Genomic DNA, 16238 nt, shown 5'->3' with positions numbered 1-16238 from the left:
GGGTACACGTAACTTCCTGCTATGAAGTTACTTTCCCTGCTTCCCCTCCTGGTCTTACTGTCTTGCGGTGGTCCCCCCGCTTCCACTACGGACAATACAGCCGACGTGCCGACGCCTTCCGGTATGGACACTAGTACCGTAGCGGGCCGGTGGTCATCCGAAAAGGCCAGTGCATACTATGCCGCCCGCCCCTGGGTTGTCGGGGCTAACTACAACAACCGCGGTGCCATCAATCAGCTGGAGATGTTCCAGGCGGAAACATTCAACCCCGATCAGATCGATCAGGAGTTGGGCTGGGCGGCTGCTATCGGTATGAATTCCATGCGGGTTTACCTGCACAACCTCTTGTGGGAACAGGACAGTACGGCATTTTTGGACCGGCTGGAGCAGTACCTATCCATCGCCGACCGCCACGGTATCTCCACCACCTTCGTGCTTTTCGATTCCGTTTGGAACCCGGAAAGCGAGCTGGGTACCCAGCCCGATCCTACCCCCCATACGCACAACAGCGGCTGGGTGCAAAGCCCGCCCGAGCGACAGCTGACCGGCGACCGCAGTCATTTTCCGCAGTTCAAGGCCTACGTACAGGGCATGTTACGTCACTTCGATGGTGATGAGCGGGTGTATATGTACGACCTGTACAACGAGCCCGATAACCACAATTTCGGCAAGTTCCCCAAGGAGCAGGTAGACAGCAAGCCCGCGCGCGTGTTCGCGCTGCTACGTGCCACCTTCGAATGGGCACGCGAAGTAGACCCCTCCCAACCCCTCACCGCCGGGGTGTGGTGGCAGAGTATCGCCGATCCCGGGGATATGACGGCCTTTAATGCTTTTCAGCTCAACAACTCCGATATCATCAGTTTTCACTCCTACGGTGATCCGGAAAGTCTACAGGCTCTTTGGCTAGATCACCTGGCGCGCTATGACCGTCCCCTGGTCTGTACCGAATACATGGCACGCACCAACGGGAGTACGTTTGCCGGCTACCTCCCGGTATTTAAGGAGCAGCGCATCGGTGCATACAACTGGGGACTGGTATCGGGCAAGAGCCAAACGATCTATCCCTGGGCGAGTTGGGATTCTACCTTTACCGCCGAACCGGACCTCTGGTTTCACGATGTATTCCGGCCCGATGGCACACCCTACGACACTGCGGAAACGAAGCTTATCCGGCGACTCACCGCGGCGCGCTAGCTACTGCATGTTGGTCAGGTTCCAGATGTAGACCGTCAGAAAGGTGATCACCGCCAGGGCCAATCCACCGATGAAGGTATTGTAGCTGATGGTCAGTAACAAGTACTTGCGGTGCAGTACCTGGCCGAGGTCATAAAGGTCGCGGCCGAGATCATCATACAGACTATCCTGGTCCATCTTCATCCGGGACATATAGCTGATGAAGTCCGACTTTTCCAGTTTCAGGAAGTTGCCGAAATACAGCAGGCTGGCCTCTTTACTCTCCAGCAGTTTACGCTTCTTGATGCGGTATTCGGTGACCTTGGGCCGGGCCGAGAAGACGGCAAAGATGACGGCCGTCAGGGAGCTCATGAGCAGGATCACGATCGGCGCCAAAAATTCCGGGCTGTCGAAGACCAGCTCCTCGAAGAAGCTCAGTCCCGCGCCCGATACGGCGATGAGGATCGACAGAATGATCGTATTGATCGAGATCATCATATTGGCCTTATCGTCGGCGATCCGGCTCAGGTTGATATGGTTGCGGAAGGCCGTACGGTACATCGTATCGATGCCGCGACCGAAGTTCTTGCCCGTTTTGGCCTTGACCTCCTTCTGCTGAATCTTGTAGTTATTGCTCTGCTGACTGCTGACGTTCTTGCGCCGGCGGCTGTCGTATTCCCGCTTTCCCTCATCCGTCAGGTAGTTAAAGCGGAGTAGAAACTCCTGCATTTCTTCGCCAAACTTCACCGGGTCGCCCTGTTTTCCCTCGATGGCTTCCCGTTCCAGTTGCAGCAGGTCGGAGCGGCGATCGTAGCGCTTACGCCCCAGCCAGCTCCAGGCCGCATCGTGCAACAGACGGGTGGGAAAGTCACTCTGGGCGGTGGCCGCCGGTGCGTTTGAGATCCAGTTGGCGGCATCTCCCGCGTCGTAGTTCTTTTGCTTGGCGAAGGTGGTCAGCTCGTCTGCCGACCGCTGCGCCCAGCCCTCGGAGCCTCCGGTGTATCCCAGGGGATAGAACAGGGCGGCAAGCCGCAGACGTTCGGTGGTTTGGTCATCGAGCTTGGCATCCTTGGCCAGCTCTTCCGCCTTGTCTTCGATCTCTTCCGCGTAGGCGTAATTATGAAAGAGGTAGATAGGATCTAGCCCTTCATTAAACCGCGAGCGGACGTACGTTTTGGCGTGGTCGAGGATGGTGACCTTTTTTTCGGCCGGTGCTTCCTCGACTACTGCTTTTTCATCTTTGCTCATCGGTGGTGGTGGGTTGACCCTGACGGGTGAGTGTAGCAATGATTCCGCGCCCGCTGCGTCCCTCGCTGCTGACGTAGAGGTCACCATTTGGACCGAAGGTGATGCCTTCGGGTTGGCTGAACGTTCCCTTTTCCAGCAACTCGACGTGCTTAACTTCACTATCGCGATCGATGACTACGAGAATATTACCTACGGATGAGAGGATAAAAATATTGCCGGAGAAGGGGTCTACGGCAATTCCACTGGGTTTGACCTGGTACTGTCGGTTGGTGCCGTAGACGATCTGGCCTACCTCTAGCTCGTCGACGTAGTAGGTAGGTTGTGGGTTCAGCATCTGGGTGCGCAGGTCGAAGGTGTATACACCCCGCCGCTGGTTGCTGTCCCCGACGGGATTGAGTTCCTGCTCCTTGGGTACGATCAGTAGGGTATTGGTGATCGAGTCGTAGCAGATCCCTTCGGTATCGTTGCGGTAGCTGAAGTCGGTCTCTAACTTGGTGGCCTGTACCTCATCGACGGAATCGAGGTAGGTAAACTGGTGAATGTCACCATCCGTCTCCAGCACGTATACCTCCCGGCCTTTGCGCGTGATGCCTTCGTAGTCGCGATCCTTGTCGAAGCGAAGTCGGCTCAGCAGCTCTCCGGATCGGGCGTTGACGCGAAAGATCTCACCGTCTTCGTCCTGCACCGTCAACAGCTCATCGGGAGCGAAGCCCGGACATAGCCCACTGATCTCCTTAAGATCGTTGGGTAGTTTGACGACCCGCTCCAGCCGGTCGAAGTTGTAGGGAAAGAAGTAGTCGTCATCGACGGTAAAGCTCTCCGTCTCCGGCCGCTGGTTGAGGGTGAAGGCCACGTATCCGGCGGCTACTCCCAGTACGGCGACCAGAATAACGATAGAAATAAGGTTCGGGCTTTCCCAAATTTTGTTCATAAGCTGCTGGATTAGAAGGGGAAGCCCGCGGCGAAGTTAAACCGACCGCGCTCTTCATCCAGAAAATACGTCAGACTAATGATAGTAGCCCCCAGTGGAGCGGCCCAAACTCCACCTCCGTAGCCCACGTGCCAGGTGTCGCTGTCTTCGTCGTCTAGCCATACCCGACCGTAGTCGAGTCCGAGAATAAAGCCGCCCACAGTGGGCACTTCCCCCTTGCCAATACCGAAGCCGGCGAAGCGCAGGTCGATGTTCTGGTATACCATGTTATTACCTAGGTAGCGGTCTACCCGTGCGGCGCGGTAATTACCCCGGCCGCCCATGGAGGCGAGCTGGTAGAACTCGGGATCACCCCCGTTGAACTCCACGCCCACGCGGGTAGCAAAGTTGATGGCCTTGGTGAGCATGCGGTAGAAGGTGAAGTTGCCGCCATACTTGGTGGTGCTGCGGTCCTCATCCTCCAGGTTCCAGGCGTGCCGGGCGAAAAGCTCGTACTTGATCCCGTTATCCGCCATTAGGGGGATGGCCAGGTTGTTGGAAGTAAGTCCGGCGGCGATACCGGCGAAGGTCTGCCCCTCGAATACCCGGTCTGGCAGTCCCTTCTCCTCATCACGAACGAGGGTGAAGTCCGGCGCATCATCCAGCTGGATGTCGTGGTAGAACCCGCCGATCAGAAACTGTGTCCGGTTCCGCTTGCCCCGCAGGCGTAGCATGGGATTGAAGTATACCTCCTGCCGCCGGGCCCGGTTGTACTCCAGTACCTGGTCTTCGTTGATGCCGAACGCATCTAGGTTGTCGTCGTCGGGCTGCCCTACGCCTTCGTTGCCGAGGCCGAAAAAGTTGGCTACGTAACCCGGGCTGAAGTAGTGTGCATCCAGCGTAAGGTCCTTTTTGCGCCCGAACGCATTATTGAACTCTCCACCATAGGTGAACTTGTAGAAATCGTTGGTACTGTAGGTTGCCAGCAGGGAATGCCGCTGCGCGTAGGGGTCTGGCTTCCAGCCCGTGATGGTCGTGCTGAATCCACCGCCGATGAAGAAGCCGTCATCCACGTTGAAGCCCAAAGACGGCACAGGAATCGTGTAGTTGGGGTAGTACTCCTGGAAGTCATAGACATTAAGTTCCGGATGGTTATCACTGCGCCGATCCTTAAGCCGGCTGGTGGTACCAGCCAGCTCCATACCTTCCTTCTCATCATATACCCGGGCACCGAGGCGGCCGTTGGCGGTGACTTCGTCGCCATCAGTACCGCCGATCACGCGGATGTTGATGCGGCTATCCTGCCCGGTAAGTTCGAAGCGGTCATCGCCGTCCAGGCCGTACATATTGAGGTAGCGCGTTTCGTCGTGGGTGAAGGTCCGGTCGTAGAACTTCTCATCGGGCTGACCCTCCTTGTCGGCGTCGAAGACCTGTACGTGCACATCTCCATTTTCCAGACCTTCCAGCAGGAAGTAGTCGTCGTTATCCGTACCGAGTACATTGACCCGTTCGGCCAGCGTAGCGTAGTAGTCTTCGGCAAATTCATCCAGTTGACTTAGCCGTTCCTTGAGTTTTTCACCTACCCGCTCCTGGTCCAGGGTGTAGGGGAGTACCTCGGGGGGCATTTTCTGTAGGGCGGAGTCGAGCAGGGTACCGGATAGGTTATCCTGAATGTACCTGGCTTCCGCGATCATTTCTTCTTTCGTGACTGCATTGAGGAAGACGCGATCATTCCACTTCCCGTTCAGCGCACGCCACTTCGCCTTATCCAGCTGGCCGGTGAAGGGGCGCAGTTTACGTGCCTCGGGCACGAATACGCGCGCCAGTCCGATCAGGCCACCGTCGTAGTTGCTGTACACCTGATCGCGGTCGCGACCGACGGCTTCGTAGCGCGTCCGGCCATCCTCGTCTTCGAAGGCGGCCCAGCGCCACTGATCCCGGTGACGATCCCAGTCACCGATCAGAAAATCGAATAATCTGGCGCGGGCAAAGTTGTTCTGATCGGCATAGTTCTTCCAGCTGTCACGCAGCTCCTCCCGCATATCACTGTTACTGATGATCTCCTTGCTGCCGCCGAAGAAGCGGGTGCCGCTCCAGTCTTCGTCCGGGCGTTGCTCCACCCAGTACATCTCACCCCCGAAGTTGGTATTGAAGCTACCCAGACCAGGCTGCTTGGGAATGTAGTAGAGCAGCGGATCGGCGCCCAGCAGACCGAGCCGCTGTTGCATCATAGGCAGTGTCAGCGGCGCGTAGGGCTGAATGGCGGTAAACTGGTCCTTGGCCACCGTAGCCGCGAAGCTGTTCTCCAATAGACTAGGCAGTAGCTGTGCGGGGTTCTTCCGTACCGAACGCAGCTGGTATAGGTGTCCGTCGGCCCCCTCGGTGTGCAGACTCATAGTGGTCATACCACCCCCACGCCGGTAGGGGGATAGCCCGCCGAAGATCGTGTCAATGTTAAGCACGGGTACCTCCACATCGGTATAGTACAGCGGGCGGTAGTGCCGCCCGAAGGTGGTCTTATAGGTAGCCGTTTTTTTATCTCCTTCGGCAGCGTAGATCGACGCTTTGACGATCCGATCACTCACCTGCTCGGTGGGTATGGCGTCGATGTTCTCGTCCTGGGGGGCAAAGCGGTCGGCAATGATCCGGCGGTAGAACGTACGCTGTTCCTGCCCGTCTTCGTCCACCGTGTAGAAGCCGACGTAGACCGATCCATCTTCGTAGAAGTCCAGCCGACTGTAGCCGATGGCTCCGTGCACGTAGTTCGCATCGTTGCCACCCAGGCCCGGTCCGCGGGTACTGCCGCTGCCGGCTACGACCTGCATGTATTCGCCCTCGTGCACGAGCATCATATTGTGTTCGTGGGCGCTGACGAAGATTACGTTGATCTCATCGTCGATGCCGGCTTTGACCTTGCGCACGAATTCCTGGTACCGCAGATTATGCACGTCCTGCTGGCCGCCGCCCACGCCCTGGATCAGGCGGAAGATGCTACCCACTACAGGAAGGGGAACGTAGGCTCCGGGGATCAGGTCCGCCAGCGGAAACAAGTGCTGCCTGAGGCTGTACTGTCCGCCCCGATTGCCGTTGGCCTGCAGGGGGTGGTGCATCATTACGATCTTCACCTGATCGCGGTAGCCCTTGATCTCATCCGCCAGGGCGAAGGTCATCGCATCGCGGTTGGTGTAGTCACATCCTTCGCTGACCTCCTCATCGCGGTCCCAATCGGCCATGTACCAGGCCGTATTGACACCGATCAGTCCCACGCGATCGTAGAGTTCGGTATCATCGGGGCCCGAGCAGGCCCGGTTAGGCATGAATTTGACCTTCTTTTCGCTGTTCTCCTCGAAGTACTCCTCCACGCGCTCTAGTCGGCTGAACTGACCGCTACGGCCAATCTCGTTCTCCCCCGGCGTGTAGTATACCTTGCCGGGCACCCGCTGAAGGCGCTCGGCGATAGCGGCCAGGTGGGCCATTTCATCATCGTTATCGTTCTTGCGCAGGCCGTCCGTACCGGTGATATCACCGAGCAGCAGCAGCGAACTTTGCTTCTTCTCCCGTGGCATAGCCTTGATCATGGCCTCCAGGGTGGTCAGCCCCCGCTGGTAGTCGTAGCCCAGGTCTCCGACCATAAAGGTGGAATAGGTCGGCTCGCCCGTCGGAGCCACATCACTGGTCAAGTCCTCGATTTCGGCCTCGTGTAGTTTATAGTCTGCGCAGTGGCTAAGGGAAAGAAGAACCACCAAAAAAGTGATGGTACGAAGTAAGGCTGTGTGCATCTTGGGAGTAATGTTGCAGGGTATAACTGTACTACTGTAACTCTAGTTCGTAATGACGGTGCGAGCAAGCCGCGCCGGTCGGCGTACGTACCTTAAACTGAGGCTTCCCCCCCTTTAGCGTCCCATCATCCGGCAAACTGCCGGAAGGGGGGGTGGATAGGTGTGCTAAACTCCCACTCTCCTGAGGGGTTACTTCACCTTTACCCCCCCCCTCCATGCCCCTCCCTCTTATGAAAGTAACGATCCTCGCCATAGGTGTACACCCCGATGACATCGAACTGAGCTGTGCGGGCACCCTGCTCCGCCACGCCGCTCAGGGGCACACCTTCGGTATTCTCGATCTGACGCGTGGCGAGCTCGGTACCCGGGGCACGGCCGAGATCCGCACCCAGGAGGCCTTCGCCGCCGCCAAGAAACTAGGGGCTCGGTTTCGTGAAAACCTCGATCTACCCGATGGCTTCGTGCAGGGCGACAAGCAGAGCATGCTCAAGATCATCTCCGTCATTCGCGACTGCCAGCCCGATATCGTCCTGGCCAATGCCCTGAGCGACCGCCACCCCGATCACGGCCGCGCCGCCAAGATCATCGCGGATGCCAGCTACTACAGCGGCTTACAGAAGATCGAAACCTACAACCTGGAGGGGGATATACAAGAGAAGTGGCGGCCCCGCGCCGTCTATCATTATATCCAGGACCGCAACCGCACGCCGGATTTCGTGGTAGACATCACTGCCTACTTCCAGCGTAAGACCGAGGCCATCGCCTGCTACGCCTCCCAGTTCAACGCCCACGAATCGACCGACTACGCCGGCGAACCCAGCACACCCATAAGCGGCAAGGACTTCATGGATTACCTGCACGCCAAGGCCCGTGCCCTCGGCCGGGAGGCCGGCTATGAGCTAGCCGAGGGATTCAACATCGCCCGCCAGCCCGGTGTCCGTGACCTGCTGGCGCTCGACTAGGGTCGAGGCCAAGTCCCGGTACATATTCCACCAGCCCGCCCAGCCAAAGTCTTCGGCAAAGCTGCTGTTGTGCCATAGTAGGGCGAAGGGGCCACCGTAGGGTGTTACTCCTTCCTGCAATTCCCGAACCATCGCACCGGCGTCCGCGCCCGAGAGCTGGAGATAGTTCTTTAGCGTCACGTCCATAGCAACGAAGGGGTGAACCGTCAGCTTCGTCTCCTGCTCCCGCTCCAGATCGTACCAGGGGTAGGGCAGGTTAGTGCCCGCCCGCCAGCCCACCCGGTCGGCGTAGCCCATGCTGTGGTCATCGGTGATACCGTGTTGCAGCAACGTACGGTAAGTGGTGGGAAAGCGTAATCGCAGGAAGTGCTGCCGGGAGTGGTGCACGGGGCGGTCCAGTATCCGCTCCATGCGGGTACGTTCCGTGCCAACCAGGTCACCCTCGGTATTGCTGCGGTAGCCGGGGTGGATGCCCTGCTGACTGGCGGGGTCAAGCGATCGCATCAGCGCACGCTGGGCGGCGGGGATGGGGTAGGGATTAATGTCGTGCCGGTCCGTACCATCCGTCAGCAGCCAGAAGTAGGTGGCCTGCAACCCGTGCTGTCGGTGGAGGCGTTCGAGCTGAGGCAGGGTGTTGTAGGGATCGTTGAGGTCCGTAGCGGCCAGGCGGCGCAGTGCGCGGCGGGGATGTCCGGTCAACAGGTCCTTACCAATGTGTGCGGTGCCGCGCCAGCCCCGGTAGCGATAGGCCCACAGCAGGTCGATATCGTAGGTCAGCCGCAACTCCGGGGGATGTACGCGCGGCGGCGGCAGGTCGGGAAACCACTGCTTCAGTTGCCGTCCGATCGCGGCGGTCCACTCCCGCACCACGGGCCGTTGCAGGTAGCCGTGGCGGGCGGCGTGCGATGCGGCCCCGGGAAAGCGATCGTGGGTATCGGCGTCGAAGGGCTGATACTCCTCGTAGCGGCTCAGGGCGAAGAAGATGCAGGCCAGTAAGTCAGACCCCTGGGGCGTCATGCAAAATGCGGGAAGCCCATCGTGCGCATCCACTGCCGCGGCCGCGGGTGCGAAGGGTTGGCCGGACAGGAAGGGGTGCTGAGGGAGTCGGTGGCCTCCTCCATCTCCACCATAGTAAATGGCGAAGCGCGGGGTGGGCGTACCGAACACCGAGCGATCATTGGGGAAGCGGAACGCGTAGCCCAGATCAGCACCGATCACCCCCAGGACGTAGCGCAGGCGCGGGTGGCGGTGGGGACTGATGACGGTGATGACGGGGGGCGACACGGGGAGGACAATTGGACCACTAAAGGTAGGGGCCAACAACAAAGGGGCCGGCTACACTGTATTTTCGGTATATCTTTATTGGCATGCACAGCATCTTTCTCATCTGCTGCGGTCTGTTGCTTTCCCTGGGGTTAGCGGCACAGCAGGAGCTCCCCGGTAACCGCAACATCTACGATGCCAAGGATATCGGTATTGTGTATAATCACGAGCTGACTTTCAACGTCGCCCTGGCCACCCCCCGTAACTTCTTCTTCGGCATCCGTTCCGGCAAGCTGCTCACCTACGATAAGACCCGCTTCTGGACGCTCAGCTTCGGAGATATTCGTCACAGCCGCGAGCGCCGCGAGAATCCCGACCGCGTAAACGTGGTGAGCAACCGCGTCAGCCGTGCCTATGTATTCGGCAAGCAAAATCAACTGTACGCATTCCGTCTGGGCTTCGGTAAGAAGAAGTTCTTGTCCGAAAAAGCCAAAGAACGCGGCGTGGCCGTGGGCTACACCTATGAATTCGGTCCCTCCCTGGGCCTACTCAAACCGTACTACCTGGAGATCGAGCGCAATGATGCCGCCCCGGTAGACGTGCGCTATACGGGTGATAACCTGGACGTATTCATCGATAATCAGATCAATGTCTTCGGGGCTTCGGCCTGGACGGTCGGGCTCGACGAGATCGGGATCCGCCCCGGTATACACGCCAAGGCGGCGGCACACTTCGGTTTCGGCGCGTTTGACGAGACGGCCAAGTCGCTGGAGGCGGGCATTATGGCTGATTACTTTCTCGGTAATACGGACATTATGGTCGAGAGTGACCTCACGCCGGGGGTATCTAATCCGCCCGTCTACCTGAGCCTGTTCATCAACCTGCAGATCGGTAAGCGCTGGTAGAGTCAATGGTCGAGTGGCCTCCGGTCCGAGTGGGTCCCATGCCCTTGTCGTGGCGAAGCCACGTTGCGTACTTGTTATAGTCTCGGACCGGAGGCCACTCGACCTACGCTAGTACAGCCTCCCCCTTTGCCAAGGCGAATTACCTTCGCGGCATGACACTCCCCGTAGGTACCGACTATGATATTCGCATCGAACCCATCGGTGCTACCCACTTCGACTGGCTACGGAAACGGGACTATGCCGGCTGGGTCGTCCTGGTGGATGACCATACCCGTGCGGATTGTCTGCCCCTGATCGAAGCCGAGCTAGCGGGTACACCTACCGTCATCATCGAGGTGCCCGCCGGCGAGCGCTTCAAGCACCTGGATACCTGTCGCTTCATCTGGGAAGAGATGTTCCGGGGCGGGGTAGGGCGGCGGTGGTGCTGCCTGAACCTGGGGGGTGGCGTGATCGGTGATATGGGGGGCTTTGCCGCCAGCACCTATAAGCGGGGCATCGACTTTGTGCAACTACCAACTACGCTGCTCAGTCAGGTAGATGCCAGCGTGGGGGGTAAGCTGGGTATTGACTTTTACGACGTAAAGAATAGTATCGGCCTATTCAAGGACCCGATCGCCGTATGGGTGGATACGCGTTTCTTGGCTACGCTTCCTGCCCGGGAGCTGCGCTCGGGCTACGCCGAGGTGATCAAGCATAGCCTGATCGCTGATCGCCAGCAGTGGGACGAGATCCGGGAGTGGACGGATCTATCTGCGGTGAACTGGACGGATATTATTCCCCACAGCGTGCGCATCAAACGGGATATCGTGCTGGAGGACCCCTTCGAGCACGGCAAGCGCAAGGCCCTCAACTTCGGGCATACGATCGGACACGCCGTAGAAAGCTACTTCCTGAACCGGGAGAACCGACTGCTGCACGGGGAGGGCGTGGCGGTGGGGATGATTACGGAGTCCTGGCTGAGTGCAGACCGTGGGACGCTTGCCGAAGAAGACTTGGCTCGGATAACGGACTACTGCCTGCGGGTGTACGGTCATCAGCCCATTCCACGGGACTGCTTTGACGAGTTGATCCAGCTCATGCGGCAGGATAAGAAGAACGAACGGGGGGAGATCAACTTTACCTTCTTGGCGCGGCCCGGAGAAGCGGTCGTAAACCAAACAGCGACCGCGGATCAGATCACGCGGTCGCTGGAGTATTACAATGCCCTGGGTACGTCCTAGGCGCCGACGTCGATGCGGCGGGGGGTACGGGTCTTTTCTACGGGCTTCAGCACGGGGACGAATACGTGGAGGATGCCATTTTTGTAGTTGGCCGTGATATTGTCTTCGTCTACGCTATCGGGTAGGGTGAAGCTACGCGTGAAGGTGTGGTAGTTGTGCTCGCGGCGGTGGAAGGATTCGTGACCACGGACGCGGTCCTGGTGCAGTTCCCCCTTGATGGTCATGACGTCATTGTGAACGCTGACGTCGAAGTCCTCTTTTTCGTAGCCGGGTGCGGCCAGTTCGATCAGGTAGCCTCCGCGGGTCTCTTCGTCTACTTCGGTGATGTTTGCACCGGGTACGGTGAGCTCGTAGTCTCCGTCGATGGTCCGGTCGCCGTAGAGCCGGCGGCGCTGGAGGTCGAAGAGGTGATCGGTATGGCGGTAACGGCTGTTTTCGGGTGTGATACCGGTAAAGGCGGTGAAGGTGCGCATGGGCGGGATAAGTTAAGGGATGTACAAAATGTCCGCCAAACGGACGTTAATCCAACTGAATCAATATTATAGGTGTTCGTTGTCCACCCCGGCTTACCTTTGTGAGCGCTAATTACGACCTATGTTCCGCCTGTTTTTCCTGTTAGTTTGCCTCTATTCCGGACTACTCGCGGCCCAGCCGCAGGAGGGTGGAAGCTACCGTATTGCCGTAGAGATCGATGACTACGATGCGGATATCCTCACCCTGGGCTACTACTTGCTGGACAATCAGTACATCATCGACACCGCCTACCGCGACGACGCCGGCCAGTACGTATTTGCTAGCGATACGGCTAGTTTGCCCCGGGGCATTTACATCTGCGTGCTGAGCCCTAACAATGAATACTTTCAGCTTCTGATCGGCGACGACGAGGATCAGGAAATGAGTTTTAAAACCCGTGCCGGTGAACTGAATAAGATGGAAACCAGTGGTAGCGCGGAGAATGCCCTGTTCTACGACTATCTAGGTTTCCTGGACGAAAAGCAGCAGCAGAGTACGCCACTACGGGAGCAGCTCAGTGATACCACCCTTGCACCTGCGGCCGCGGCGGAAGTGCGCGCGCAGATGGAAGCCCTGGACCGGGAAGTGAAGGCTTACCAGCAGAACCTGATCGATACGCATCCGGAGTCCTTTGCCGCGGCCATCATCAAGGCCAACCGGCCGGCCCTGCCCCCGGACTTTGCCGATGCAGCCGATGAGGAGGCGCGCCGTGAACTGCAGTGGCGGTGGTTGCAGACGCACTACTTCGACGGGCTGGACCTTAATGACGAGCGCCTGCTACGTACCCCATTTTTCTTCGAGCGGGTCAACTACTACGTCAACACGCTGCAGATCCGCCATCCCGATACGCTGGCGCAGGCCATCGACCGCGTACTGGGACAGTTCGACCCGCAAGGGGAGGCCTTCAAGTTCTTCACGGTCCACTTCACGAATGAGGCGGCAAGCAGCAATATCGTGGGGATGGATGCCCTGTACGTCCACCTGGTGGATACCTACTACCGTACGGGAAAGGCCTACTGGAGCGACGAAGAGCAGCTTGCAAAGATGACCGAGACCACCGACCGGCTGCGTCCTCTGCTGATCGGCAAGACCGCCCCCGATCTGCAGATGATGACCCGGGAGGGCGAGCCCACCAGTCTGTATGATGTAGATGCGGACTATACGGTGCTGTATTTCTGGCGCTACGACTGTCCGGCCTGTAAAAAGTCTACCCCACTGATGAAGGAGTTCTACGACAAGTGGAAGGACCGTGATGTGAAGATCTTCTCCGTCTGTACTAAAGGGGAAGACGAGCTGGGCAAGTGCTGGGACTACGTGGACGAGCAGGAGACCGGCGACTGGGTGCAGGTAGTAGATCCTTACCAACGGTACTACCAGGCATACGACATCAAGTCTACTCCGTCGATCTTTTTGCTCGACCGCGACAAGAACATCCTGAGTAAGCGGATCGGTGCCGAACAGCTCGACGAGGTGCTTACTAATCTAGAGAAGGCTAAAGCGACCGCTGCGGCGGGTAAGTGATGGAGGCTGCCGCATTTATCCCGGATCTCGGTGATCTGTACATTACCCTGGCGGTGTGCGCTGTCGTGATCGTACTGATGGTGTACCTTGGTGTACGCGCCAGCAAACAAGCCGGAGCGGATCCCCGGCGGCGGGTGCTACTGCCGATGCTGGCCTACTTCGGGGGCCTACTGGCACTGATGGCTTTTCTGGGTGCGTTGTGGACTACGTTCAAGTATCCTACGGTGACGATCGCGCCCACTACGATCCTGATCGGTAAGGAGGAACAGCCGCTGCCGCGACTGACTAACGTGCGGCTGGAGGCCGTCGGGCGGGGCGTGAATACGGGCGAGCGGGTCCTGTTGCTGCAGACCCGTGACCGGCGCAACTATGCCTTTCCGGCGGACCGCTACGATATTCAGCGTATGTATACGCTCATTAAAGCAGGGCAGTAGCGCAGTAGGTGCGCCGGAGCAGGGTGGGGGGACTAAACAAACTAAAGTCGCCAACGTACCTGCACCATATACTTTCCCGCCATGCCCCACCGCCTTGCCGACCTATTCGAGGACGCTGAATTTCTCGACGCACTCACTACCATGCTACTGCCGGCCTACCTGCCGCAGCAGCGTTGGTTCACCAGTAAGGGGAAGAGCGTACAACGTACGGGACTGGATGCCTACTATCGTGTCGGGCCGGACACGGGTATCGCGCTGGTACGGGTATATTTCGAAGATGATAGTGCGGAACTGTATCAGCTTCCCCTGTCGCTGAATGTAGGACCCGAACAGCGTAGCTTTTACCGCAGCAATCACCCCAACCTGATCCTGGGGGAGATCACCGGCACCGGTATGTTGGCCGACGCCGTGCCGCGGGCCGATTTCCGGGCGGCGTTGTATGATCTGCTGTACGAGAGTAAGCAACTGGACTCCGGACTCAAGGCGGAGGCAGGGCGGGTACTGTTGCAGGCAAGCGCCTCGGCAGAGAGTATCGTGCCAGCCATCGATACGAGCAATACGGCCATCATCTACAACGATAGCTTCTTTTTTAAGCTATTTCGCAAGCTCGATCCCGGGCTGAATCCCGACCTGGAACTGGTTCGCTTCCTGAGCGAGCGTACTGACTTTCAGTACTGCCCCCCCTACGGCGGTAGTCTGGGCGTAGGAGAGATGGAGGCGGAGGATTACCTCAATCTCGGCCTGATGTCCGGCAAGGTGGACAACCGCGGAGATGCCTGGTCGCTGTTTCAGGACCTGACGCAGCGCTACTTCGCCGGCGACGATCCGGTAGATGAAGAAACTCTGGACCGCGCCCGCCTACTCGGTGAGCGTACCGCCCAGATGCACCGGGCGCTGGCTAGCGCCGGACCGGACCGTCCGGATCTGGTACCGGTGCCCCTGACGGCTACCTACCGCGGCGAGATCACCGATGCGGCTCTGCGCGTGCTCGACCGACAGTTTACGCAACTAGAAGACAAGCGCTCGAGCCTTCCGGCCGATAAGCAGGCACTGGCCGGACGTGTGCTCGGCGCGCGGACCCAACTGGAGCAAAAGCTCAGCGCGCTGCGCGACCGGCCGCTGACCGCTCAGCTTACGCGGATCCACGGAGACTACCACCTGGGGCAGGTGCTGTACACCGATACGGACTTCTATATCATCGACTTCGAGGGCGAGCCCCTGCTGACCATACCGGAGCGGCGGCGGAAGCGGCCACCGCTCAAGGACGTCGGGGGAATGGTCCGCTCCTTCCACTACGCCGCCCAGGGGCAGCTGCTGCTGAACCCAGAACGCTATGCGGGCCGTGACCTTAGTCAGCGGGCAGAGGACTGGTACCGTACGGTAAGTCAGGCCTATCTGGATGCCTACTTTGTAGCCTGTGGCGATGCGGCCTTCCTGCCCGCTGACGAAGACGACCGAAGGGCGTTGCTAGAGCTGTTCATCCTTGAGAAGGCCGTCTACGAAGTGGCTTACGAGCTCAATAGCCGTCCAGACTGGCTGGCTATCCCCCTGAACGGGGTACTCTCCCTGGTCTAGCGTACTTTGGCCGCCATGAAGATCGCGCTACTGGGTTACGGTAAGATGGGTCGCTACATCGACCGGCTGGCTACCGAAGATGGTGACGAGGTGGTGCTGCGCATCGATGCGGATAACCGGGATACAGTCACTGTAGCGCAGTTGCAGACTGCGGACGTGGTCATCGAGTTTTCCCGGCCGGACGCGGCAGTAGCTAATATTGAATGGGTGCTTTCCGCCGGAGTACCCGTTGTGGTGGGCACTACGGGCTGGCTGGAGCAGCTCCCCCAACTGACCGAGCGGGTGACTGCAGCGAACGGTGCACTCTTTTGGGCCTCCAACTTCAGTATTGGGGTCAATATCTATTTCTCCGCCGCCCGGCAACTCGCCGCTGCGCTGCGGGGGCAGGGGTACACGGCGACCATCGAGGAGACCCACCACACCGAGAAGGTAGACGCCCCTTCGGGCACCGCGCTTACGCTGGCGGAGGTGGTTGAAGAAGTACTGGGGCACCGCATCCCGATCACTTCCCATCGGGAGCCTGACGTACCCGGCACCCACGTGTTACGTCTCCGCTCGCCCATCGATACGCTCGAACTCGCGCATACGGCCCACTCCCGCGAGGGCTTCGCCCGGGGGGCACTGGCGGCGGCGCGCTGGCTGCGGGAGCGCAAGGGCGTATACACCATGCGCGATTTGCTGGGTACTGACTAGCCCTGCGTTATCTTTGCTCGCCTAACGCCTTAAGTTGTCCCG

Annotated in this window: 13 protein-coding genes; 8 read left to right on the top strand and 5 right to left on the bottom strand. The window is 59.0% G+C overall.

Annotated features, from left to right (window positions below; translation table 11 throughout):
* Positions 1 to 21 precede the first annotated feature (21 nt).
* Entirely contained in the window at positions 22 to 1194 is a 1173-nt protein-coding gene (locus MJQ68_RS15355) for a cellulase family glycosylhydrolase (RefSeq protein ID WP_238752018.1), read from the top strand.
* Here MJQ68_RS15355 and MJQ68_RS15350 read toward each other — a convergent pair whose 3' ends face one another.
* Genes MJQ68_RS15350 through MJQ68_RS15340 form a run of 3 tightly spaced genes read right to left on the bottom strand, consistent with a single transcriptional unit; the run spans position 1195 to position 7110 of the window.
* Complete coding sequence (locus MJQ68_RS15350) at positions 1195 to 2421, bottom strand: Pycsar system effector family protein (RefSeq protein WP_238752017.1); 1227 nt, start codon at positions 2419 to 2421, stop codon at positions 1195 to 1197.
* Positions 2408 to 3352, bottom strand: a complete 945-nt coding sequence (locus MJQ68_RS15345; protein WP_238752016.1) for an SdiA-regulated domain-containing protein — start codon at positions 3350 to 3352, stop codon at positions 2408 to 2410. The genes MJQ68_RS15350 and MJQ68_RS15345 overlap by 14 nt, the downstream gene beginning before the upstream one ends.
* 11 nt (positions 3353 to 3363) lie before the next feature.
* Positions 3364 to 7110, bottom strand: a complete 3747-nt coding sequence (locus tag MJQ68_RS15340) for a BamA/TamA family outer membrane protein (protein WP_238752015.1) — start codon at positions 7108 to 7110, stop codon at positions 3364 to 3366.
* 230 nt (positions 7111 to 7340) lie between these two features.
* On the opposite strand from MJQ68_RS15340, the gene bshB1 reads away from it, so the two are divergent.
* The gene (gene bshB1 / locus MJQ68_RS15335; RefSeq protein ID WP_238752014.1) at positions 7341 to 8072 is read left to right on the top strand and encodes a bacillithiol biosynthesis deacetylase BshB1; all 732 of its coding nucleotides are present in this window, start codon (positions 7341 to 7343) and stop codon (positions 8070 to 8072) included.
* On the opposite strand, the gene MJQ68_RS15330 is transcribed toward bshB1, so the two are convergent.
* Positions 8010 to 9356, bottom strand: coding sequence for a polysaccharide deacetylase family protein (locus MJQ68_RS15330; RefSeq protein ID WP_238752013.1), 1347 nt, complete (start codon positions 9354 to 9356; stop codon positions 8010 to 8012). The two genes, bshB1 and MJQ68_RS15330, sit on opposite strands and share 63 nt — an antisense overlap.
* A gap of 83 nt (positions 9357 to 9439) precedes the next feature.
* Between MJQ68_RS15330 and MJQ68_RS15325 the strand changes: the two genes are divergently transcribed.
* Positions 9440 to 10240: a hypothetical protein gene (locus MJQ68_RS15325; protein WP_238752012.1), complete on the top strand. Its 801-nt coding sequence runs from the start codon at positions 9440 to 9442 to the stop codon at positions 10238 to 10240.
* Between the two features lie 152 nt (positions 10241 to 10392).
* On the top strand, positions 10393 to 11460 hold the full coding sequence (gene aroB, locus MJQ68_RS15320; protein WP_238752011.1) for a 3-dehydroquinate synthase: 1068 nt from the start codon (positions 10393 to 10395) through the stop codon (positions 11458 to 11460).
* On the opposite strand, the gene MJQ68_RS15315 is transcribed toward aroB, so the two are convergent.
* Positions 11457 to 11933, bottom strand: a complete 477-nt coding sequence (locus MJQ68_RS15315; RefSeq protein WP_238752010.1) for an Hsp20/alpha crystallin family protein — start codon at positions 11931 to 11933, stop codon at positions 11457 to 11459. The two genes, aroB and MJQ68_RS15315, sit on opposite strands and share 4 nt — an antisense overlap.
* Positions 11934 to 12054: 121 nt before the next feature.
* Between MJQ68_RS15315 and MJQ68_RS15310 the strand changes: the two genes are divergently transcribed.
* The 4 genes from MJQ68_RS15310 (at position 12055) to MJQ68_RS15295 (ending at position 16196) form a co-directional block, all read left to right on the top strand.
* Positions 12055 to 13494, top strand: coding sequence for a TlpA family protein disulfide reductase (locus MJQ68_RS15310; RefSeq protein ID WP_238752009.1), 1440 nt, complete (start codon positions 12055 to 12057; stop codon positions 13492 to 13494).
* The gene (locus MJQ68_RS15305) at positions 13494 to 13928 is read left to right on the top strand and encodes a hypothetical protein (RefSeq protein ID WP_238752008.1); all 435 of its coding nucleotides are present in this window, start codon (positions 13494 to 13496) and stop codon (positions 13926 to 13928) included. Before MJQ68_RS15310 ends, MJQ68_RS15305 begins: the two co-directional genes overlap by 1 nt.
* Before the next feature lie 81 nt (positions 13929 to 14009).
* Complete coding sequence (locus tag MJQ68_RS15300) at positions 14010 to 15503, top strand: maltokinase N-terminal cap-like domain-containing protein (RefSeq protein ID WP_238752007.1); 1494 nt, start codon at positions 14010 to 14012, stop codon at positions 15501 to 15503.
* A 15-nt stretch (positions 15504 to 15518) separates the two neighbouring features.
* The gene (locus MJQ68_RS15295; RefSeq protein WP_238752006.1) at positions 15519 to 16196 is read left to right on the top strand and encodes a 4-hydroxy-tetrahydrodipicolinate reductase; all 678 of its coding nucleotides are present in this window, start codon (positions 15519 to 15521) and stop codon (positions 16194 to 16196) included.
* The last annotated feature ends 42 nt before the right edge of the window (positions 16197 to 16238 follow it).

Origin of the sequence: Neolewinella maritima (assembly GCF_923081025.1) — a bacterium.
In the GTDB taxonomy this organism is placed as follows: domain Bacteria; phylum Bacteroidota; class Bacteroidia; order Chitinophagales; family Saprospiraceae; genus Neolewinella; species Neolewinella maritima.
Note: the sequence above shows the minus strand (reverse complement) of the source record. Positions and strands in the feature narration are given on the sequence as shown.